The following is a 15,848-nucleotide window of genomic DNA, read 5'->3' on the forward strand; positions in this document are numbered from 1 at the left end:
CATGACCCGCCTCGTCCACCAGGTCCAGGGCAAGCTGTCGATCCACGTCCGACGTCGCTCGGTCGCGCTGCTCGACGGTGGGTACGCCTCTGTCCACAAGGGGCGGTCGATGGACTTCGACGACCTGCGCGAGTACGCCTACGGTGACGACATCCGAGACATCGACTGGCGTGCCTCGGCGCGGCACGGCTCGATGCTCATCAAGCGCTATGTCGCGGAGCGGCACTTCTCGCTCATCATCGTGATGCCTGCCGGTCAGGAGATGGCCGCGACCGCCGCAGGCGGTGAGCCCAAGCGGGACATCGCGGTGATGGCTGCCGGTGTCCTGGGGTGGTTGGCCATCCGTCACGGCGATGACGTCTCGATGATCAGCGGGGGCCCCGGCCGGATCCACGCCACCCGCACCCGCAGCTCAGAGGGTCACCTCGAGATGCTCCTGCAGGAGGCGCTGACCCTCTCCCAGCCGGACTCACCCCCTTCGGACCTGCCGGGACTGCTGCGGCACGTCAGTCGCAATGTCAGGGGACGCAAGGTCCTGCTCGTCATCGCCGACGACGGCGTGGAGCCCGCCGAGGTCGAGGACGTGCTGCGCACGCTGCGGCTGCGCCACGAGGTGCTGTGGGTCGACGTCGCGGACCTCGATCCGCTCGGGGTCGCGCCCGACACGCTGGTGCGCGATGTCGCGGCCGATCACACGCTGCCCGACCTGCTGGCCACCGACCGACGACTGGCCGAGGAGTTCGGCCGTTCGGAGAGCACCCGACGATCGGATGTGGAGACCATGCTGCGCCGCACGGACATCTCCTCTGCCCGCGCTGGCCACACCGACGAGGTCGTGCCGATGATCGTGCGCATGCTCGAGAAGAGGCGACGTGGACGCTGACCCGATCTACCTCGCCCCTCAGGACTACTCCATCACCTGGCCGGTGCTGGGTGGCTTCATCATCTTCGGACTCATCCTCTGGGCCGTCGCGATCTGGCTCCTCACCCGCCGGCCCGAGCCGGAGGGCGGGCGCGGCTCCCTCCCGCCGGCCGCGCTGCTCAAGCTGCGCCGTGACGCCCTTCGCCGCATCGACGAGATCGACAAGGCCGTGCGGTCGGACACGATGCCGGCTCGCCGCGGTCACCACGAGCTGTCCAAGGTCGTGCGCGCCTTCGTCAGCAGCGCCAGCGGGCTCAAGGCGGAGACGATGACCGCCAGCGACCTCCGCGAGCGCGGGCCGGCACACCTGGCCACGCTCATCGAGGAGTTCTACCCGCGCCAGTTCGGTGCGGTGGAGGCCGACTCGAGCGGCTTCCCGCGCTCGGCCGCGGCGGCTCGCGATGTCGTCGGGGGGTGGTCGTGATGGGGTTGACCTGGTGGTGGCTGACCCTGATCGTCATCCTCGCGACGCTCCTCGTGGCGGGCGTCGGCTGGTGGGTCGCCGGGCGGGAGACGCCGTCCACGGATGCCGTGCTCATCGCCCACACCCGCCGGCTCACCCGGCTGCCCGCCTACCGGGCGGCCTTGGCCCGCCAGCGGGTGCGTCTCCTCGGCCTCGGTGTACTCATCGCGCTGGTCGTGCTCCCGATCGCCGTCGCCGCCGGCCGCCCCGGGACGACGGAGACGATCGACCCGGAGAAGAACAACCGGGACATCATGCTGTGCCTCGACGTGTCGGGGTCGATGTACCGGACCGACAAGGCGGTTCTCGAGGACTTCGCCGAGATCGTCAAGAACTTCCGCGGCGAGCGGATCGGGCTGGTGCTCTGGAACAACCAGGCAGTGACCGCCTTCCCCCTCACCGACGACTACGACCTCGTCGAGGAGCAGCTGACCGGTTATGCCGACGGCTTCTCGCTCTTCGGCGGGGGGGAGTACGACCCGACCGACGGCACCTTCAACGAGCGGATCTACGCCAGCTCCCTCTCCGGGGACGGGCTGGCCAGCTGCGTCTACAACTTCGACCACGTCGACCAGAAGCGCCCGAGGGCGATCATCCTGGGCACCGACAACGAGGTCCACGGCAGCGGTGTCTACACCATCGACGAGGCCGCCACGCTCGCCAAGGAGCGCAATGTCCGCGTCTACGGGCTCAACCCCCTCCCATACGGCCCCAACCACAGCGAGCTGTCCGCAGCCACCGAGAAGACCGGCGGTCGTACGTGGGGGCTCGACCAGGCCGGCGCGACCGACGAGGTGACCAGCAACATCGACAAGCTCGAGGCCGCCCGGCTGCCCGACGTGGCCCCCGTGCACGTCCGCACCGACCTGCCGACCATCTGGCTGAGCCTGGGCCTGCTGGGACTCATCGGGCTCTACCCGCTCCTGTGGTGGTGGCGCCGATGAGCTGGCACCCCGTCATCCCCTGGCCGCTGATCGTCGTCGCCGGGCTGCTGCTCGTCGGCTTCACCGGCTGGCGACTGGTCGCCGAGTCCCGCCACCGGGTGCGGTGGGGACTGCGGGTCGCGACCAGCCTGGCCATGGTCGTCGCGCTGCTGGGACCTGCCGTCAACGGTGCGATCGCCCGGCAGGCCGCCTCCGACGTCAACGTCTTCTTCGTCGTCGACACGACGACCTCGGCGATGGCCCGGGACTACGGCGAGGGCCGCCCCCGGCTGGAGGGCTACCGCGAGGACATCGCCAAGATCCAGGAAGAGATGCCCGGGGCCCGGTTCTCGATCATCACCTTCGACTTCGCTGCCCGGGTGGTCATGCCGCTCACGACGGACACCCAGGCGCTGAAGACCGCGACCGAGAACCTGCGGGCGGAGGACAGCCAGTACTCGGGCGGATCCTCGGTGACGGTCGCCCAGGACCGGCTCAAGAAGACCCTCGAGGGGACCAAGGAGCGCCAGCCCGAGCGGTCACGGATCGTCTTCTACCTCGGCGACGGCGAGCAGACCTCGTCCGACGAGCCGGCCCCCTTCGACCTGCCCGACCTCGTCGACGGCGGCGCCGTCCTCGGGTACGGCACCGCGCAGGGCGCGCAGATGGCCAAGACCGAGGCCGACGGGAGCACCAGCGGTGATGTCACGGACAGCGCCGGCAAACCGGGCGTGAGCACGATCGACGAGAAGCGCCTGGAGGAGATCGCCAAGCAGCTCGACGTGCCGTACACGCACCGCACCGGTGGTGACATCGCACCGGCGATGGAGGATGCCGACCCCGGCACGACGGTGGCGGGTGCGGGCGCCTCGATCGAGACCTACACCTCGCTGGTGTGGATCGCGGCGCTGGTGATGGCGGCGCTGCTCCTCGTCGACCTCTTCCTCGTCACCCGTGAGATCGGCCGACTGCGAAGGGTGGAGCCATGAGTCCCGACAGGCCCACGGTGGAACCCCGCCTGCGGCGGCGCCGGCGGCTGATCTGGGCCACGATCCTGCCCGCGATCATCCTGCTCGTGCTGGCCGCACGGTTCCTCACCCTGCCGATCAACATGGGGCAGGCACAGGAGGCCCACGGCGGTGACGACGGCGCCGGGATGGTGAGCGCGGCCGACAAGCTGCACGTCCTCAACATCGTCGAGCGGTGGCGCGCTCCCTTCGTCGAGGGGACCGGCAAGTCGATCTCCGGCGACCTCGAAGGGGGTCGGGCCGACCTCGAGACAGCCCTGGCCCGGACCGGCAACCCGCAGGACGACTGCACCGTGCGGACCAACCTCGTCATCACGATCTCCCAGCAGTCGGACAAGGCCAAGGAGGACGGCGACGCGGCCCGCGAGAAGGCCCTCGCCGAGGAGGCCCTCAAGCTCATCGAGGACGGACCCGAAGGCTGCCTGGACGGCTCCGACGACGGCAACGCCGGCGACGCCGGGCGCAAGCAGCAGGAGCAGAAGGACAAGCTCGAGGAGCAGACGGGCAAGGGCGAGAAGCAGGAGCCCAAGGACCCCGACGACTCGAAGGACAAGAAGGAGCCGGGTGAGGGGACCGAGGAGAAGAAGGACCCCAAGCAGAAGGAGCTCGAGGACCGCAACCAGACCGGTCAGAAGGAGGCCGACGCCAACCGGCGCGAGGAAGAGGGCCAGGACAAGGGCAGCGACGGCGTCGACAAGCCCTGGTGACCCCCCTTCGCCCGCACGACCTCAAGGAGATGCGGCCTGAGGGGCGGGTCAGCGCTCGTCGAGCATGAGGTCGATCGTGTAGTCCGAGGCCCGGTAGGCGTGGTCTCCGAACTCGATGGCTGCCCCTGAGGCGTCGAAGGCCATCCGGGTCATCGTGAGCACCGGCTGGCTGGGACGCAGCCCGAGGGCGCGGCGCTCCGCGGCCGTCGGCATCCGGGCGCCGATCGACTGCTGCGCGACGACGGGCTTGACCCCGCGCTTGCGCAGCAGGGCGTAGAGCCCCTCCTCCTGGAGGTCCTCCCGCGTGATCTCCGCGTGGGCCGGGGGCAGCCAGTTGTGCATGATCGCCAGCGGTTGATCACCGGCAGAGCGCACCCGGACCACGGCGAGCATCTCGGTCCCGGGCTCGAGGTCGAGCGCGGCGGCGGCCCGCTCGTCGCAGCCCATCCCGATCTCGATGACCTCCGTACGCGGCTCGCGCCCCTCCGCCTCGAGGTCGTCGAAGAGCGAGGTCAGACGTGCCTTGCGGTGCACCTTGCGGTTGGCGACAGTCGTGCCGAGGCCGCGCCGGCGCACGAGCAGCCCCTGGTCGACCATCTCCTGGATGGCCCGGCGCACGGTCGGACGAGAGAGCGTGAGGCGCGCGGCGAGGGCGAGCTCGTTCTCGAAGGGGTCCCCGGGTTGGAGGCGACCGTCGTCGATCGCGGCGGTCAGCTGCTCGGCGAGCTGGTGGTACAGCGGCACGGGGGAGGCCCGGTCGATGACCACATCGAGCTGCAGCGCTGACATGCCGGGGAGCCTACGCGCAACACAGGCGGACAGCCATACGTCCTCATGTCAGGACAAACTGTTGACATGCGTGAGGGGCTGGACGAGAGTGTCCCGCATCACGTTGCCCCACCCTCACGCCAAGGAGGATCCCGCTGATGCGGATCGGACTCGTCGGCCTCGGCCGGATCGGTGCCTTCCACGCCGAGACCCTGGCCGGTCTCGCCGCTGTGGAGACGCTCGTCATCACCGACGCGCGCGAGGGGGTCGCGGACGAGGTCGCCGTCCGCCTGCGCGAGATCGCCCCGGGCACCCGGGTCGAGGTCGTGCGCCCCGAGGAGCTGCTCGCCGCAGGCGTCGACGGGCTCGTCGTCGCGACCGCGACCAATGGCCACGCCGAGTGGATCCGCCGCGGGATCGAAGGGGGCGTTCCCACCTTCTGCGAGAAGCCGGTCTCCGGCGGTCTGGCGGAGACGATCGAGCTGGCCCGGCTCGAGGCGGCCAGCGACACCCCCGTGCACATCGGGCACCAGCGTCGCTTCGATGTCGGCTTCCGTCGCGTGCGCGAGGCGGTGGCCTCGGGCGAGCTCGGCTTCGTCCACACGATCCGCGCCAACACCCACGACCAGGCCCCGCCGCCGGCCGAGTTCATCCCGACCTCCGGCGGGATCTTCCGCGACTGCGGGGTCCACGACTTCGACGCGATCCGCTATGTCACCGGCCGCGAGGTCGCCTCGGTCTACGCCGTGGGGGCCAACAAGGGCGCCGACTTCTTCAGCGCGGCAGGCGACGTCGACACGGGCGCCGCGGTGCTGACCCTCGACGACGACACCCTCGTGCTCATGTCGACGACGCGCTACAACGGCGGCGGGCACGACGTGCGCATGGAGGTCATGGGGGAGCGCGGCACGATCACCGCCGGGCTCGACCACACCCTCGCGATGACGAGCGCCGAGCCCGACGTCGACTTCCCCCGCGGCCCGCAGAAGTGGTCCTTCATGGAGCGCTTCCTGCCCGCCTACCAGGCCGAGCTGACCGCCTTCTTCGAGGTGGCCGCCGGTCGGGCGCCCAGCCCCTGCACGATCGCCGACGCATTGGAGGCCTTCCGCGTCGCGGAGGCGTGCGAGCTCTCCCGGGCGGAGCGCCGCCCCGTCGCCATGACCGAGATCGAAGGACTGTGACCATGACGGACCGCACCCCGCTCGCCGAGCGGATCGCCGCAGCCCCCATCTCCTGGGGTGTCTGCGAGGTCCCCGGCTGGGGCTGGCAGCACCAGCCGCCGACCGTGCTGACGCAGATGCGTGAGCTGGGGATCGCCGCGACCGAGTTCGGACCGGACGGGTTCCTCCCCGACGACCCGCAGGCCAAGGCGGACACGCTCGCCGAGTACGGCCTGGCCGCTGTCGGTCAGTTCGTCCCCGTGGTGCTGCACGACCCGGGGGTCGACCCCCTTCCTGTCGTCGAGGCTGCGATGGCCGGGCTCGTCGCCGCTCACGCGAGCACCGTCGTCCTCGCCGCGGCCACCGGCGCCCAGGGCTACGACGCCCGCCCCGAGCTCGACGCGACCGGTTGGTCGACGCTGCTCGGCAACCTCGACCGGATCTCGGATGCCGCTGCGGGACAAGGCCTCACGGCCACGCTGCACCCGCACGTGGGCACGATGGTCGAGTCCGGGGAGGAGACCGATCGGGTCCTCGACGGCTCGCACATCGGCCTGTGCCTCGACACCGGTCACCTGCTCATCGGCGGCGGTGACCCGGTGCGGGTCGCGCAGGAGCACCCCGAGCGGATCGCGCACATGCACCTCAAGGACGTGGACCTGGCCTGGGCGCGCAAGGTCCAGGAGGGCTCGGCGAGCTACACCGACGCGGTCGCGGCCGGCATGTACGTCGCCCTGGGTCAGGGGGACATCGATGTGGCAGCCATCGTGTCCGCACTGGAAGGCTCCGGCTACGCGGGCTGGTACGTCCTCGAGCAGGACACGGTCCTCGCGGGCGACCCGGCCGACCCCACCACGGCGAAGGGGGCCGGTGACCCCGTCACCGACGTACGGACGTCGGTGGCGCACCTCGTCGAGATCGCGGAGGGTCTCGAGGCTCCTTCGTCGCACCTCGACCAACGTGGGGACGCGTGATGTACGACCTGATCACGATGGGCCGCACCGGGGTGGACATCTACCCGTTGGACCACGGGGTGCCGCTGGAGGAGGTGCGCACCTTCGAGAAGTTCCTCGGCGGCTCGGCCACCAATGTCGCCGTGGCCGCGGCACGCTACGGCCGCGACACCGCGCTGATCACCAAGACGGGCGCCGACGCCTTCGGTCGCTACGTCCGGGCCGAGGCGCAGCGTCTCGGTGTCGCAGGCGAGTTCATCACCGCCATCGAGGGGGACGGGCCACCGACGCCGGTCACCTTCTGCGAGGTGCACCCGCCCGACGACTTCCCGCTGTACTTCTACCGCTGGCCGACCGCCCCCGACCTGATGCTCACCGACGCGGACCTGCCGCTGGAGGAGATCCGGTCCGCGCGGGTCTTCTGGACCACGGTGACCGGCCTGAGTGCCGAGCCGTCGCGCGCGGCGCACCACACGGCCTTCGCCGCGCGTGCCCGGGCCGGGCACACCGTCCTCGATCTGGACTACCGGCCGATGTTCTGGGCGGACCCGAGCCGGGCGAGCACCGAGGTCGCAGCGGCCCTGGAGCACGTGAGCATCGCGGTGGGCAACAAGGAGGAGTGCGAGGTCGCCGTCGGCGAGACCGACCCGCACCGCGCGGCCGACGCGCTCCTCGAGCGCGGTCTGGAGCTCGCGATCGTCAAGCAGGGACCCAAGGGGGTGCTCGCAGCCACCGCGGACGAGCGGGTCGAGGTCCCGCCGTACCTCGTCGAGGTCGTCAACGGCCTCGGTGCCGGCGACGCCTTCGGTGGTGCCCTCGTCCACGGGCTGCTCGAGGGCTGGGACCTGCGTCGGATCCTCGAGTTCGCCAACGTCGCCGGAGCCATCGTGGCGTCCCGACTGGAGTGCAGTACCGCCATGCCCACGGTCGCCGAGGTCGAGGCCGGTCTGGCGCAGTGGGCAGCGAAGGGAGCCAGCGCATGAGCACGACAGACCGGGTGAGCACGAGCGAGGGGGTCGTCGTCGACATCGCGGGCCTGACCATGGTGCGCGCGAGCGACCCCGGCGCCGTCGCCCGCGGGTGGGCCGCCCGCTCACGCCGACCGCTCCTGGCCGCCGACGGGCGGATGCTGCTCATCGCCGCCGACCACCCGGCCCGTGGGGCCCTCGGGGTGCGCGGTGACGCCACGGCGATGGCCTCGCGCTCGGACCTGCTGCGGCGCCTGGCGGCCGGGCTGGCCCGTCCGGGCGTCGACGGCGTGCTCGGGACCCCCGACGTCCTCGACGACCTGCTCCTCATGGGTGCGCTCGAGGGCAAGGTGGCGATCGGTTCGATGAACAGAGGGGGCCTGCAGGGCGCCTCCTTCGAGCTCGACGACCGCTTCACCTCGCACACGGCGGCCGAGATCCTCGCTCGCGGGATCGACGGCGGCAAGATGCTCACCCGCATCGACCTGCAGGACCCGGCGAGCGTCGCCACCCTCGAGGCGAGCGCCCGCGCGATCACCGAGCTCGCCGCGCACCAGACGATGGCGATGGTCGAGCCCTTCTGGTCCACCCGACGTGACGGCAAGGTCGTCAACCTGCTCGACCCCGAGTCGACGATCCGCTCGATCACCGTCGCCTCCGGTCTGGGCGCGACGAGTGCGTACACGTGGCTGAAGCTGCCCGTCGTCGACGAGCTGGAGCGGGTCATGGACTCGACGACCCTCCCTTCGCTCCTGCTCGGCGGTGACCCCACGGGCGACCCGCGTGACACCTACGCCGCGTGGGGACGCTCGCTGTCGATCCCGCAGGTGCGCGGTCTCGTCGTCGGCCGGGCGCTGCTCTACCCACCCGACGGCGACGTCGCCGCGGCCGTGGACATCGCGGCCGACCTCGTGCACGGGGGTGGCGCATGAACCACACCCCCCGCACCGGAGCGGACAACGAGCGCTGGTTCCACCCCTTCGCGCCGAAGGGGGGTTCCTGGGCCGTCGAGATCACCGACGACATCGACGGGTGGCAGCACACCTCGCTGCGCATCGCGGTGCTCGAGCCGGGAGCCCGTTTGGCGCACACACTCTCCGGGGAGGAGGGCATCGTCGTGCCGCTGGTGGGCGGTGCGACGGTGACGGCCGCAGGGAGCGAGCACGTGCTCGCCGGTCGGCCCAGCGTCTTCGCCGGTCCGAGCGACACGCTCTACGCGCCTGCCGGGAGCGACCTCGAGATCGTCAACCACGGTGGGTCGACTGCACGGATCGCCCTGTGCGGGGCTCGGGTCGACGATCGGGCCGGCGGTGGCCGTGAGGTGGTCGTCGTCCCGGCCGACCGGGTGCCCGTCGAGCTGAGGGGCGCCGGCTCGTGCAGCCGCGAGGTGCGCGGCTTCGGCATGCCCGACACCCTGCCCGGCGCCGAGCAGATCCTCGCCTGCGAGGTCATCACGCCCGCCGGCGGCTGGTCCTCCTACCCGCCGCACAAGCACGACACCGATCGGCCGGCTCAGGAGAGCGAGCTCGAGGAGATCTACTACTTCGAGACGCAGTCCGTCGGTGACGCCGCCGCCGGTCGTGCCCCGATCACCCGCGGCACCGACCGCGAGGACGGCCGCCAACCGGTCGGCTACCAGCAGGTCTACGGCGCCGAGGGTCGTGACATCGACGTGCTCGTCGAGGTCGCCACCGGCGACACCGTCCTCGTGCCGCACGGCTGGCACGGGCCGGCGATGGCCGCCCCCGACGCCGACCTCTACTACCTCAACGTGATGGCCGGCCCCGGCCCCGAGCGGGTCTGGCTGATCTGCGACGACCCCGCGCACGGGCACGTGCGCGAGACGTGGAAGGGGGAGCGATGAGCGAGGCGAGCGTGCGGCTGACCGTCGCCCAGGCGCTCGTGCGCTTCCTCGGAGCCCAGTGGAGCGAGCGCGACGGCGAGCGGCAGCGCCTCTTCGCCGGGGTGCTCGGCATCTTCGGCCACGGCAATGTCGCCGGTGTCGGCCAGGCGTTGCTGCAGGCCGAGCTCGCGAGCGGTGAGGGTCCGGGCCACCTGCCCTATGTGCTGGCCCGCAACGAGCAGGCGATGGTGCACACCTCCGTCGCCTACGCGAAGCAGAAGGACCGGCTGCAGACCTGGGCGTGCACCGCCTCGGTCGGCCCCGGCAGCACCAACATGCTCACCGGTGCCGCGCTCGCGACGATCAACCGGATCCCGGTGCTGCTGCTGCCGAGCTCGACCTTCGCCACCCGCTCGGCCGGCCCGCTGCTGCAGGAGCTCGAGCAGCCGCACGGTGGCGACCTCACGGTCAACGACGCCTTCCGCCCGCTCTCGCGCTTCTACGACGAGGTGCGTCGGCCCGAGCAGCTGCCGAGCATCCTCCTCTCGGCGATGCGGGTCCTCACCGACCCCGCAGAGACCGGAGCGGTGACGATCTCGCTCCCGCAGGACGTCCAGGCCGAGGCCCACGACTGGCCGCTCGAGCTCTTCGCCGAGCGCACCCACCACGTGGCCCGGCCGCCGGCCGAGCCGTCCCGGGTCGAGCAGGCCGCGCAGATCATCCGGTCGGCCCAGCGCCCGATGATCATCGCCGGCGGCGGCGTCCACTACTCCGGGGCCGAGGACGCGCTCGCGACCCTCTGTGCCGCGACCGGCATCCCCGTCGGGGAGACCCAGGCCGGCAAGGGCTCGCTCCTGCACGGCCACCCCCAGCTCCTGGGCGCTGTCGGCTCCACCGGGACCACCGCTGCCAACGCCGTTGCGGCGCAAGCCGATGTCGTCATCGGCATCGGGACGAGGTACCAGGACTTCACGACCGCGTCCCGGACGGCCTTCGCCGCCGAAGGGGTGCGCTTCGTCAACCTCAACATCGCCTCCTTCGACGCGGTCAAGCACTCAGGGCTGACCGTCGTCGGTGACGCGCGGGAGGCGATCACCGCCCTGACCGACGTGCTCGCCGGCTGGTCCGTCGACGACGGCTACCGGGAGGAGCAGACCCGGCTGTGGGCGGACTGGGACGCGCAGGTCGAGGCGGCCCACCACCCTTCGTCGCAGGTCACCGATGCACTCGCCGAGGGGCTGCTCACCCAGGGCGCCGTCCTCGGTCTGGTCAACGAGCTGAGCGACCCGCGGGATGTCGTCCTCTGTGCCGCCGGCTCGATGCCCGGCGACCTGCACAAGAGCTGGCGGGTTCGCGACCGGCGCGGCTACCACGTCGAGTACGGCTACTCCTGCATGGGATACGAGATCCCGGCCTCGATCGGGATCCGCTGGGCCGACCCGACCCGAGAGGTCTTCGCGATGGTCGGCGACGGCGGCTACCTGATGATGCCGACCGAGCTGGTCACGGCTGTGCAGGAGCGGACCAAGGTCATCGTCGTGCTGGTGCAGAACCAGGGCTTCCACTCCATCGGCTCGCTGTCGCAGGACCTGGGCAGCCAGCGCTTCGGCACCGCCTACCGCGGCCGGAGCGACGCGAGCGGCCGGCTCGACGGCGAGGTCCTCCCGGTCGACCTGGCCGCCAACGCCCGCTCGCTCGGCTGCCACGTCATCGAGGTGCACGACCGCCCGGGGTTGGCGGCCGCGATCGCCGAGGCCAAGGCCGCCCCCACCGACGGCGGACCGATCGTCATCCACGTCGAGACCGACCCGCTCGTCCACGGCCCGGACTCCGCCAGCTGGTGGGAGGTGCCGGTCAGCGAGGTGAGCGACCTCGACAGCACCCGAACGGCGCGGGTGGAGTACGAGCGACACAAGGCCGGACAACGTTCGCATCTCGACCCGGCGGATCTCTCGCCGGACGATGGTGGCAAGCAGCAGAATCACAACTGAATCCGGTGCCCGCCCGGGCCTCGACCCCCTTCCCCCGCAATGGAGCGAGGGATCTGAGAAAGGCAGAACCATGTCCCGTATTTCACGCGTCAGCGTCATGGCGACCTCGGCCGTGGCCGCGCTCGCCCTGGCCTCCTGCTCCTCCTCCGGGGGCAAGCAGGAGGACACCGGGGCAGATGCCGCCGGTGGCAAGGCCGACACCCCTGAGATGACGGTCGCCCTCATCACCCACGCCGCACCGGGAGACACCTTCTGGGACCAGGTGCGTGCAGGAGCCGAGGACGCTGCCAAGAAGGACAACGTCAAGCTCGAGTACACCGCCGACCCGGACGGGGCCCGGCAGTCCACCCTGGTGCAGCAGGCCGTCGACAAGAAGGTCGACGGCATCGCGGTGACCCTCGCCAAGCCGGACGCCATGAGGGCCAACGTGGAGAAGGCCGTCGGTGCCGACATCCCCGTCGTGGCGCTCAACGGCGGTATGGAGGACTGGAAGGACATGGGCGTGCTGTCCTACTTCGGTCAGGACGAGACCCTCGCCGGTGAGGCCGCCGGTGAGCGCTTCACCACGGAGAAGGCCGGCAAGGTCCTCTGCGTCATCCACGAGCAGGGGCACGTCGGGCTCGAGGCTCGCTGCAAGGGCGTGGCCGACAAGTTCAAGAACACCGAGAAGGTCTACGTCAAGGGAACCGACACCGCCAACGTCCAGTCGACCCTGACGGCCAAGCTGCAGCAGGACAAGGACATCACCAACGTCATCACGCTCGGCGCGCCGATCGCGATGGTCGCCACGAAGTCGATCGGGGAGGCGAGCAGCAAGGCCAAGCTGTCCACCTTCGACCTCAACGACGACGCGCTCAAGGCCATCAAGGACGGCAAGATCGAGTGGGCCGTCGACCAGCAGCCCTACGTCCAGGGCTACATGGCCGTCGACGCGCTGTGGCTGCGCGTTCAAAAGGGTGCATCCATGGGTGGTGGCCAGCCCGTCTACACCGGCCCGGCGTTCATCGATGACAAGAACGTCGACATCCTGCTCGATCAGGCCAAGTAATGAGCACCCCGACCGCCACGGCACCTCCCCCGGGTGACACCGATGACCGCGTCGTCGCGAAGGGGAGGATGGGGCTCCTCTTCGCCCGACCCGAGATCGGCGCGCTCATCGGCGCCCTCGCGGTGGCCGCGCTCTTCCTGGCCGTGGCACCGTCCTTCCGCAGCCTGGGCAACACCGGCACGATCCTCTATGCGGCAGCGTCGATCGGGATCATGGCGGTCGGGGTGTCCCTGCTCATGGTGGGCGGCGAGTTCGACCTGTCCACCGGTGTCGCGGCGACTGCCTCGGGGATCTGTGCGGCGTTGACCGCGTGGAACTTCGGGCTCAATGTCTGGATCGGGGTGATCGCCGCCCTGGTGTTCTCACTGGCGGTGGGCGCCTTCAACGGCTGGATGCTCATGCGTACGGGGCTACCCAGCTTCTTGGTGACGCTGGGGACCTTCTTCGTGCTCCAGGGGGCCAACCTGGCCGTCACCCGGCTCGTCGGTGGCACCGTCTCGACGCCGACGATCTCGGACATGGCCGGCTACGAGTCGGCGCGCTCCGTCTTCGCCTGGAGCGTGCAGATCGGTCCGGTCGACATCAAGTCGCTCGTCGTCTACTGGCTGATCATGGTGGTCGTCGCCGCGCTCGTGCTGCAGAAGACCAGCGTCGGCAACTGGATCTTCGCTGCGGGCGGTGACTCGGACGCGGCTCGTGCCGTCGGCGTCCCGGTGAAGGCGGTCAAGATCGGTCTCTTCATGACCGTCGGGTTCTGCGCCTGGATGCTCGGCATGCACCTGCTCTTCTCGTACAACGTCATGCAGTCCGGCGAGGGCGTGGGCAACGAGTTCATCTACATCATCGCCGCAGTCGTCGGCGGGTGTCTGCTCACGGGTGGCTATGGCTCCGTCGTGGGTGCCGCACTCGGTGCGCTGATCTTCGGCATGACCCGGTTGGGCATCAACTACGCGGGCTGGAATGTCGACTGGTTCTACACCTTCCTCGGCGTCATGCTCCTCCTGGCGACCTTGGTGAACCTCTACGTGAAGAAGAAGGCGGATTCCCGATGAGCACCGAGACCATCCACCGCCGTCCGCCCGGTGTCGAGCCGCTCGTGATCATGCAGGACGTCGGCAAGTCCTACGGCAATGTCCACGCCCTGCGGGGGGTCAACCTCGAGGTCTACCCGGGTGAGGTGACGTGCGTGCTCGGCGACAACGGCGCCGGCAAGTCGACGCTCATCAAGATCATGGCGGGCCTCCACGAGCACACCTCGGGCAGCTTCGAGGTCAACGGGGTCAAGCGTCATCTCGCCTCGCCGCGCGCCGCGCAGGCACTGGGGATCGCGACGGTCTACCAGGACCTCGCGCTCGCGCCCCTGATGTCGGTGTGGCGCAACTTCTTCATGGGCAACGAGATCCGCTCGGGACTCTTCCTCGACGCGAGGCGGATGAAGACCATCGCGGACGAGGAGCTGCAGAAGATGGGCATCCAGATCGGCGACCTCGACCGCCCGGTCGGTGGCCTGTCCGGTGGGCAGAAGCAGTGCATCGCGATTGCCCGCGCCATCTACTTCGGCGCCAAGGTCATCATCCTCGACGAGCCGACGGCTGCTCTGGGTGTCAAGCAGTCGGGGGTGGTGCTGAAGTACATCGCCAAGGCGCGCGACGCCGGCCTCGGCGTCGTCTTCATCACCCACAACCCGCACCATGCCTACCTCGTGGGCAACCACTTCATCATCCTCAAGCTCGGCCGGCTGACTCTCGACGCACCTCGCGATGCGCTGACGCTCGACCAGCTGACCGCGGAGATGGCCGGTGGGCAGGAGCTCGACGAGCTCAAGCACGAGCTGGGTGACGTCAACCCGGGCAAGGTCGTGGATCCGGACAATCCGGAGATCGAGCTGGCCGGACCGGGCAAGCCCAAGGTGCAGGCCGGGTCCTCCCGCGACCACGAGCCGAAGGGAGAGGTGTGACCTCCCCGGGTCCTGAGGTGCTGGGTCCCACGTCCCGAGTGGGCGGGACGAGCCTCGAAGGGTCGCTCCGGGTCGGTGTCGTCGGGGTCGGACTGATGGGGGCCGACCACGCCCGCCGGCTCGCCACCCGCATCGCCGGCGCCACCCTCACGGCGATCGCCGACCCCGACGGTGATCGGGCACGCGCGCTCGCCGACGAGCTCGGTGGCGTCACGGTCCACGACGACCCGCTCGCCCTGATCGCCTCCGGCGAGGTCGACGCGGTCCTGCTCGCCTCGCCCGGATCCGTCCACGAGGAGCAGCTGCTCGCGTGCATCGAGCAGGGCAAGAAGGTGCTGTGCGAGAAGCCGCTGACGATGGACAGCGAGTCCTCGCTGCGGGTCATCGAGGCCGAGCGGGCCGGGGGGCGGCCGCTGGTGCAGGTGGGCTTCATGCGGCGCTTCGACCCCGAGTACATGCGACTGCACGAGCTCATCGAGTCAGGCCGGATGGGCCGCACGCTCCTGCTTCACCAGACCCACCGCAACAAGAGCGTGCCCAACCCCGACTTCCGCTCCGAGATGATCGTGCGTGACAGCCTGGTGCACGAGGTCGACTGTGCCCGTTGGCTGCTCGCCGAGGAGATCGTCTCGATCCAGGTCATCGGCCCGGCGCCGACCTCGCACGCCCTCGCCGGCGTCGTCGACCCGCAGGTGACGATCTTCCGGATGGCCTCGGGCGCGGTCGTCACCAACGAGGTCTTCGTCAACAGTCGCACCGGCTACGAGGTGCGCTGCGAGGCCGTCGGGGAGGACGGCAGCGCGATCATCGGTCGCCCCTGGGGGGAGGTCTACACGACCGTCGCCGACCCGGCGGGCGGGGACGGGGCGTGGGGTGGGCCGATCGTGCCCGACTACCGCGTGCGCTTCGAACGGGCCTACGACATCGAGGTGCAGGCCTGGGTCGACGCGACCCGTCGCGGTGAGCGCACCGGCCCGACGAGCTGGGACGGCTACGCCTCGACCGTCGTGTGCACCGCCGGGATGGAGTCGCTGGCCACCGGCCAGCCCGTCGACGTCGTCCTGGCCCCCATACCTGCATTGCCATAGGGCAATGCACGTTTTGGGCCGTTCGTCTG

At 70.4% G+C, this 15,848-nt stretch carries 16 protein-coding genes; 15 read left to right on the forward strand and 1 reads right to left on the reverse strand.

Annotated features, from left to right (window positions below; genetic code table 11):
• The first annotated feature begins 1 nt into the window (after position 1).
• The 5 genes from ASG73_RS01820 to ASG73_RS01840 are packed head-to-tail and all read left to right on the forward strand — an operon-like array spanning position 2 to position 4,043.
• Entirely contained in the window at positions 2–883 is an 882-nt protein-coding gene (locus tag ASG73_RS01820) for a DUF58 domain-containing protein (RefSeq protein WP_055989924.1), read from the forward strand.
• The gene (locus ASG73_RS01825; protein WP_055989927.1) at positions 873–1,346 is read left to right on the forward strand and encodes a hypothetical protein; all 474 of its coding nucleotides are present in this window, start codon (positions 873–875) and stop codon (positions 1,344–1,346) included. Before ASG73_RS01820 ends, ASG73_RS01825 begins: the two co-directional genes overlap by 11 nt.
• Positions 1,346–2,329, forward strand: coding sequence for a VWA domain-containing protein (locus ASG73_RS01830; RefSeq protein WP_156466099.1), 984 nt, complete (start codon positions 1,346–1,348; stop codon positions 2,327–2,329). Before ASG73_RS01825 ends, ASG73_RS01830 begins: the two co-directional genes overlap by 1 nt.
• Positions 2,326–3,297, forward strand: coding sequence for a vWA domain-containing protein (locus ASG73_RS01835; RefSeq protein WP_055989933.1), 972 nt, complete (start codon positions 2,326–2,328; stop codon positions 3,295–3,297). The genes ASG73_RS01830 and ASG73_RS01835 overlap by 4 nt, the downstream gene beginning before the upstream one ends.
• Complete coding sequence (locus ASG73_RS01840) at positions 3,294–4,043, forward strand: hypothetical protein (protein WP_156466100.1); 750 nt, start codon at positions 3,294–3,296, stop codon at positions 4,041–4,043. Before ASG73_RS01835 ends, ASG73_RS01840 begins: the two co-directional genes overlap by 4 nt.
• Positions 4,044–4,091: 48 nt before the next feature.
• Here ASG73_RS01840 and ASG73_RS01845 read toward each other — a convergent pair whose 3' ends face one another.
• Positions 4,092–4,832: a GntR family transcriptional regulator gene (locus ASG73_RS01845; protein ID WP_055989939.1), complete on the reverse strand. Its 741-nt coding sequence runs from the start codon at positions 4,830–4,832 to the stop codon at positions 4,092–4,094.
• 137 nt (positions 4,833–4,969) lie between these two features.
• Between ASG73_RS01845 and ASG73_RS01850 the strand changes: the two genes are divergently transcribed.
• The 10 genes from ASG73_RS01850 (at position 4,970) to ASG73_RS01895 (ending at position 15,819) form a co-directional block, all read left to right on the forward strand.
• Positions 4,970–5,992 (forward strand): Gfo/Idh/MocA family protein, encoded by a 1,023-nt coding sequence (locus tag ASG73_RS01850; RefSeq protein WP_055989942.1) that lies wholly within the window; start codon positions 4,970–4,972, stop codon positions 5,990–5,992.
• A gap of 2 nt (positions 5,993–5,994) precedes the next feature.
• A complete protein-coding gene (locus ASG73_RS01855; RefSeq protein WP_055989945.1) occupies positions 5,995–6,945 on the forward strand; it encodes a TIM barrel protein in 951 nt (316 codons plus the stop codon).
• Positions 6,945–7,907 carry a 5-dehydro-2-deoxygluconokinase gene (gene iolC / locus ASG73_RS01860; RefSeq protein WP_055989948.1) on the forward strand — a complete coding sequence of 321 codons (963 nt, stop codon included), beginning with the start codon at positions 6,945–6,947 and terminating at the stop codon, positions 7,905–7,907. Before ASG73_RS01855 ends, iolC begins: the two co-directional genes overlap by 1 nt.
• Positions 7,904–8,824, forward strand: a complete 921-nt coding sequence (locus ASG73_RS01865) for a Cgl0159 family (beta/alpha)8-fold protein (protein ID WP_055989951.1) — start codon at positions 7,904–7,906, stop codon at positions 8,822–8,824. The genes iolC and ASG73_RS01865 overlap by 4 nt, the downstream gene beginning before the upstream one ends.
• On the forward strand, positions 8,821–9,756 hold the full coding sequence (iolB, locus tag ASG73_RS01870; RefSeq protein WP_082566925.1) for a 5-deoxy-glucuronate isomerase: 936 nt from the start codon (positions 8,821–8,823) through the stop codon (positions 9,754–9,756). Before ASG73_RS01865 ends, iolB begins: the two co-directional genes overlap by 4 nt.
• Positions 9,753–11,726, forward strand: coding sequence for a 3D-(3,5/4)-trihydroxycyclohexane-1,2-dione acylhydrolase (decyclizing) (gene iolD, locus ASG73_RS01875; RefSeq protein WP_055989954.1), 1,974 nt, complete (start codon positions 9,753–9,755; stop codon positions 11,724–11,726). The genes iolB and iolD overlap by 4 nt, the downstream gene beginning before the upstream one ends.
• 70 nt (positions 11,727–11,796) lie before the next feature.
• A complete protein-coding gene (locus tag ASG73_RS01880) occupies positions 11,797–12,774 on the forward strand; it encodes a sugar ABC transporter substrate-binding protein (protein WP_200946644.1) in 978 nt (325 codons plus the stop codon).
• Positions 12,774–13,826 carry an ABC transporter permease gene (locus ASG73_RS01885; protein WP_055989960.1) on the forward strand — a complete coding sequence of 351 codons (1,053 nt, stop codon included), beginning with the start codon at positions 12,774–12,776 and terminating at the stop codon, positions 13,824–13,826. The genes ASG73_RS01880 and ASG73_RS01885 overlap by 1 nt, the downstream gene beginning before the upstream one ends.
• A complete protein-coding gene (locus ASG73_RS01890) occupies positions 13,823–14,731 on the forward strand; it encodes an ATP-binding cassette domain-containing protein (RefSeq protein WP_055989963.1) in 909 nt (302 codons plus the stop codon). Before ASG73_RS01885 ends, ASG73_RS01890 begins: the two co-directional genes overlap by 4 nt.
• 38 nt (positions 14,732–14,769) lie before the next feature.
• Complete coding sequence (locus ASG73_RS01895; protein ID WP_268766351.1) at positions 14,770–15,819, forward strand: Gfo/Idh/MocA family protein; 1,050 nt, start codon at positions 14,770–14,772, stop codon at positions 15,817–15,819.
• Positions 15,820–15,848 lie beyond the last annotated feature (29 nt).

It is taken from the genome of Janibacter sp. Soil728 (assembly GCF_001428305.1).
Taxonomy (GTDB): domain Bacteria; phylum Actinomycetota; class Actinomycetes; order Actinomycetales; family Dermatophilaceae; genus Janibacter.

Coding starts and splice junctions, on each gene's coding strand:
- ASG73_RS01835 (WP_055989933.1), top strand. CDS start 2,326: ATGAGCTGGCACCCCGTCATCCCCTGGCCGCTGATCGTCGTCGCCGGG.
- ASG73_RS01830 (WP_156466099.1), top strand. CDS start 1,346: ATGGGGTTGACCTGGTGGTGGCTGACCCTGATCGTCATCCTCGCGACG.
- ASG73_RS01880 (WP_200946644.1), top strand. CDS start 11,797: ATGTCCCGTATTTCACGCGTCAGCGTCATGGCGACCTCGGCCGTGGCC.
- iolB (WP_082566925.1), top strand. CDS start 8,821: ATGAACCACACCCCCCGCACCGGAGCGGACAACGAGCGCTGGTTCCAC.
- ASG73_RS01820 (WP_055989924.1), top strand. CDS start 2: ATGACCCGCCTCGTCCACCAGGTCCAGGGCAAGCTGTCGATCCACGTC.
- ASG73_RS01845 (WP_055989939.1), bottom strand. CDS start 4,832: ATGTCAGCGCTGCAGCTCGATGTGGTCATCGACCGGGCCTCCCCCGTG.
- iolC (WP_055989948.1), top strand. CDS start 6,945: ATGTACGACCTGATCACGATGGGCCGCACCGGGGTGGACATCTACCCG.
- ASG73_RS01855 (WP_055989945.1), top strand. CDS start 5,995: ATGACGGACCGCACCCCGCTCGCCGAGCGGATCGCCGCAGCCCCCATC.
- ASG73_RS01885 (WP_055989960.1), top strand. CDS start 12,774: ATGAGCACCCCGACCGCCACGGCACCTCCCCCGGGTGACACCGATGAC.
- iolD (WP_055989954.1), top strand. CDS start 9,753: ATGAGCGAGGCGAGCGTGCGGCTGACCGTCGCCCAGGCGCTCGTGCGC.
- ASG73_RS01865 (WP_055989951.1), top strand. CDS start 7,904: ATGAGCACGACAGACCGGGTGAGCACGAGCGAGGGGGTCGTCGTCGAC.
- ASG73_RS01890 (WP_055989963.1), top strand. CDS start 13,823: ATGAGCACCGAGACCATCCACCGCCGTCCGCCCGGTGTCGAGCCGCTC.
- ASG73_RS01850 (WP_055989942.1), top strand. CDS start 4,970: ATGCGGATCGGACTCGTCGGCCTCGGCCGGATCGGTGCCTTCCACGCC.
- ASG73_RS01840 (WP_156466100.1), top strand. CDS start 3,294: ATGAGTCCCGACAGGCCCACGGTGGAACCCCGCCTGCGGCGGCGCCGG.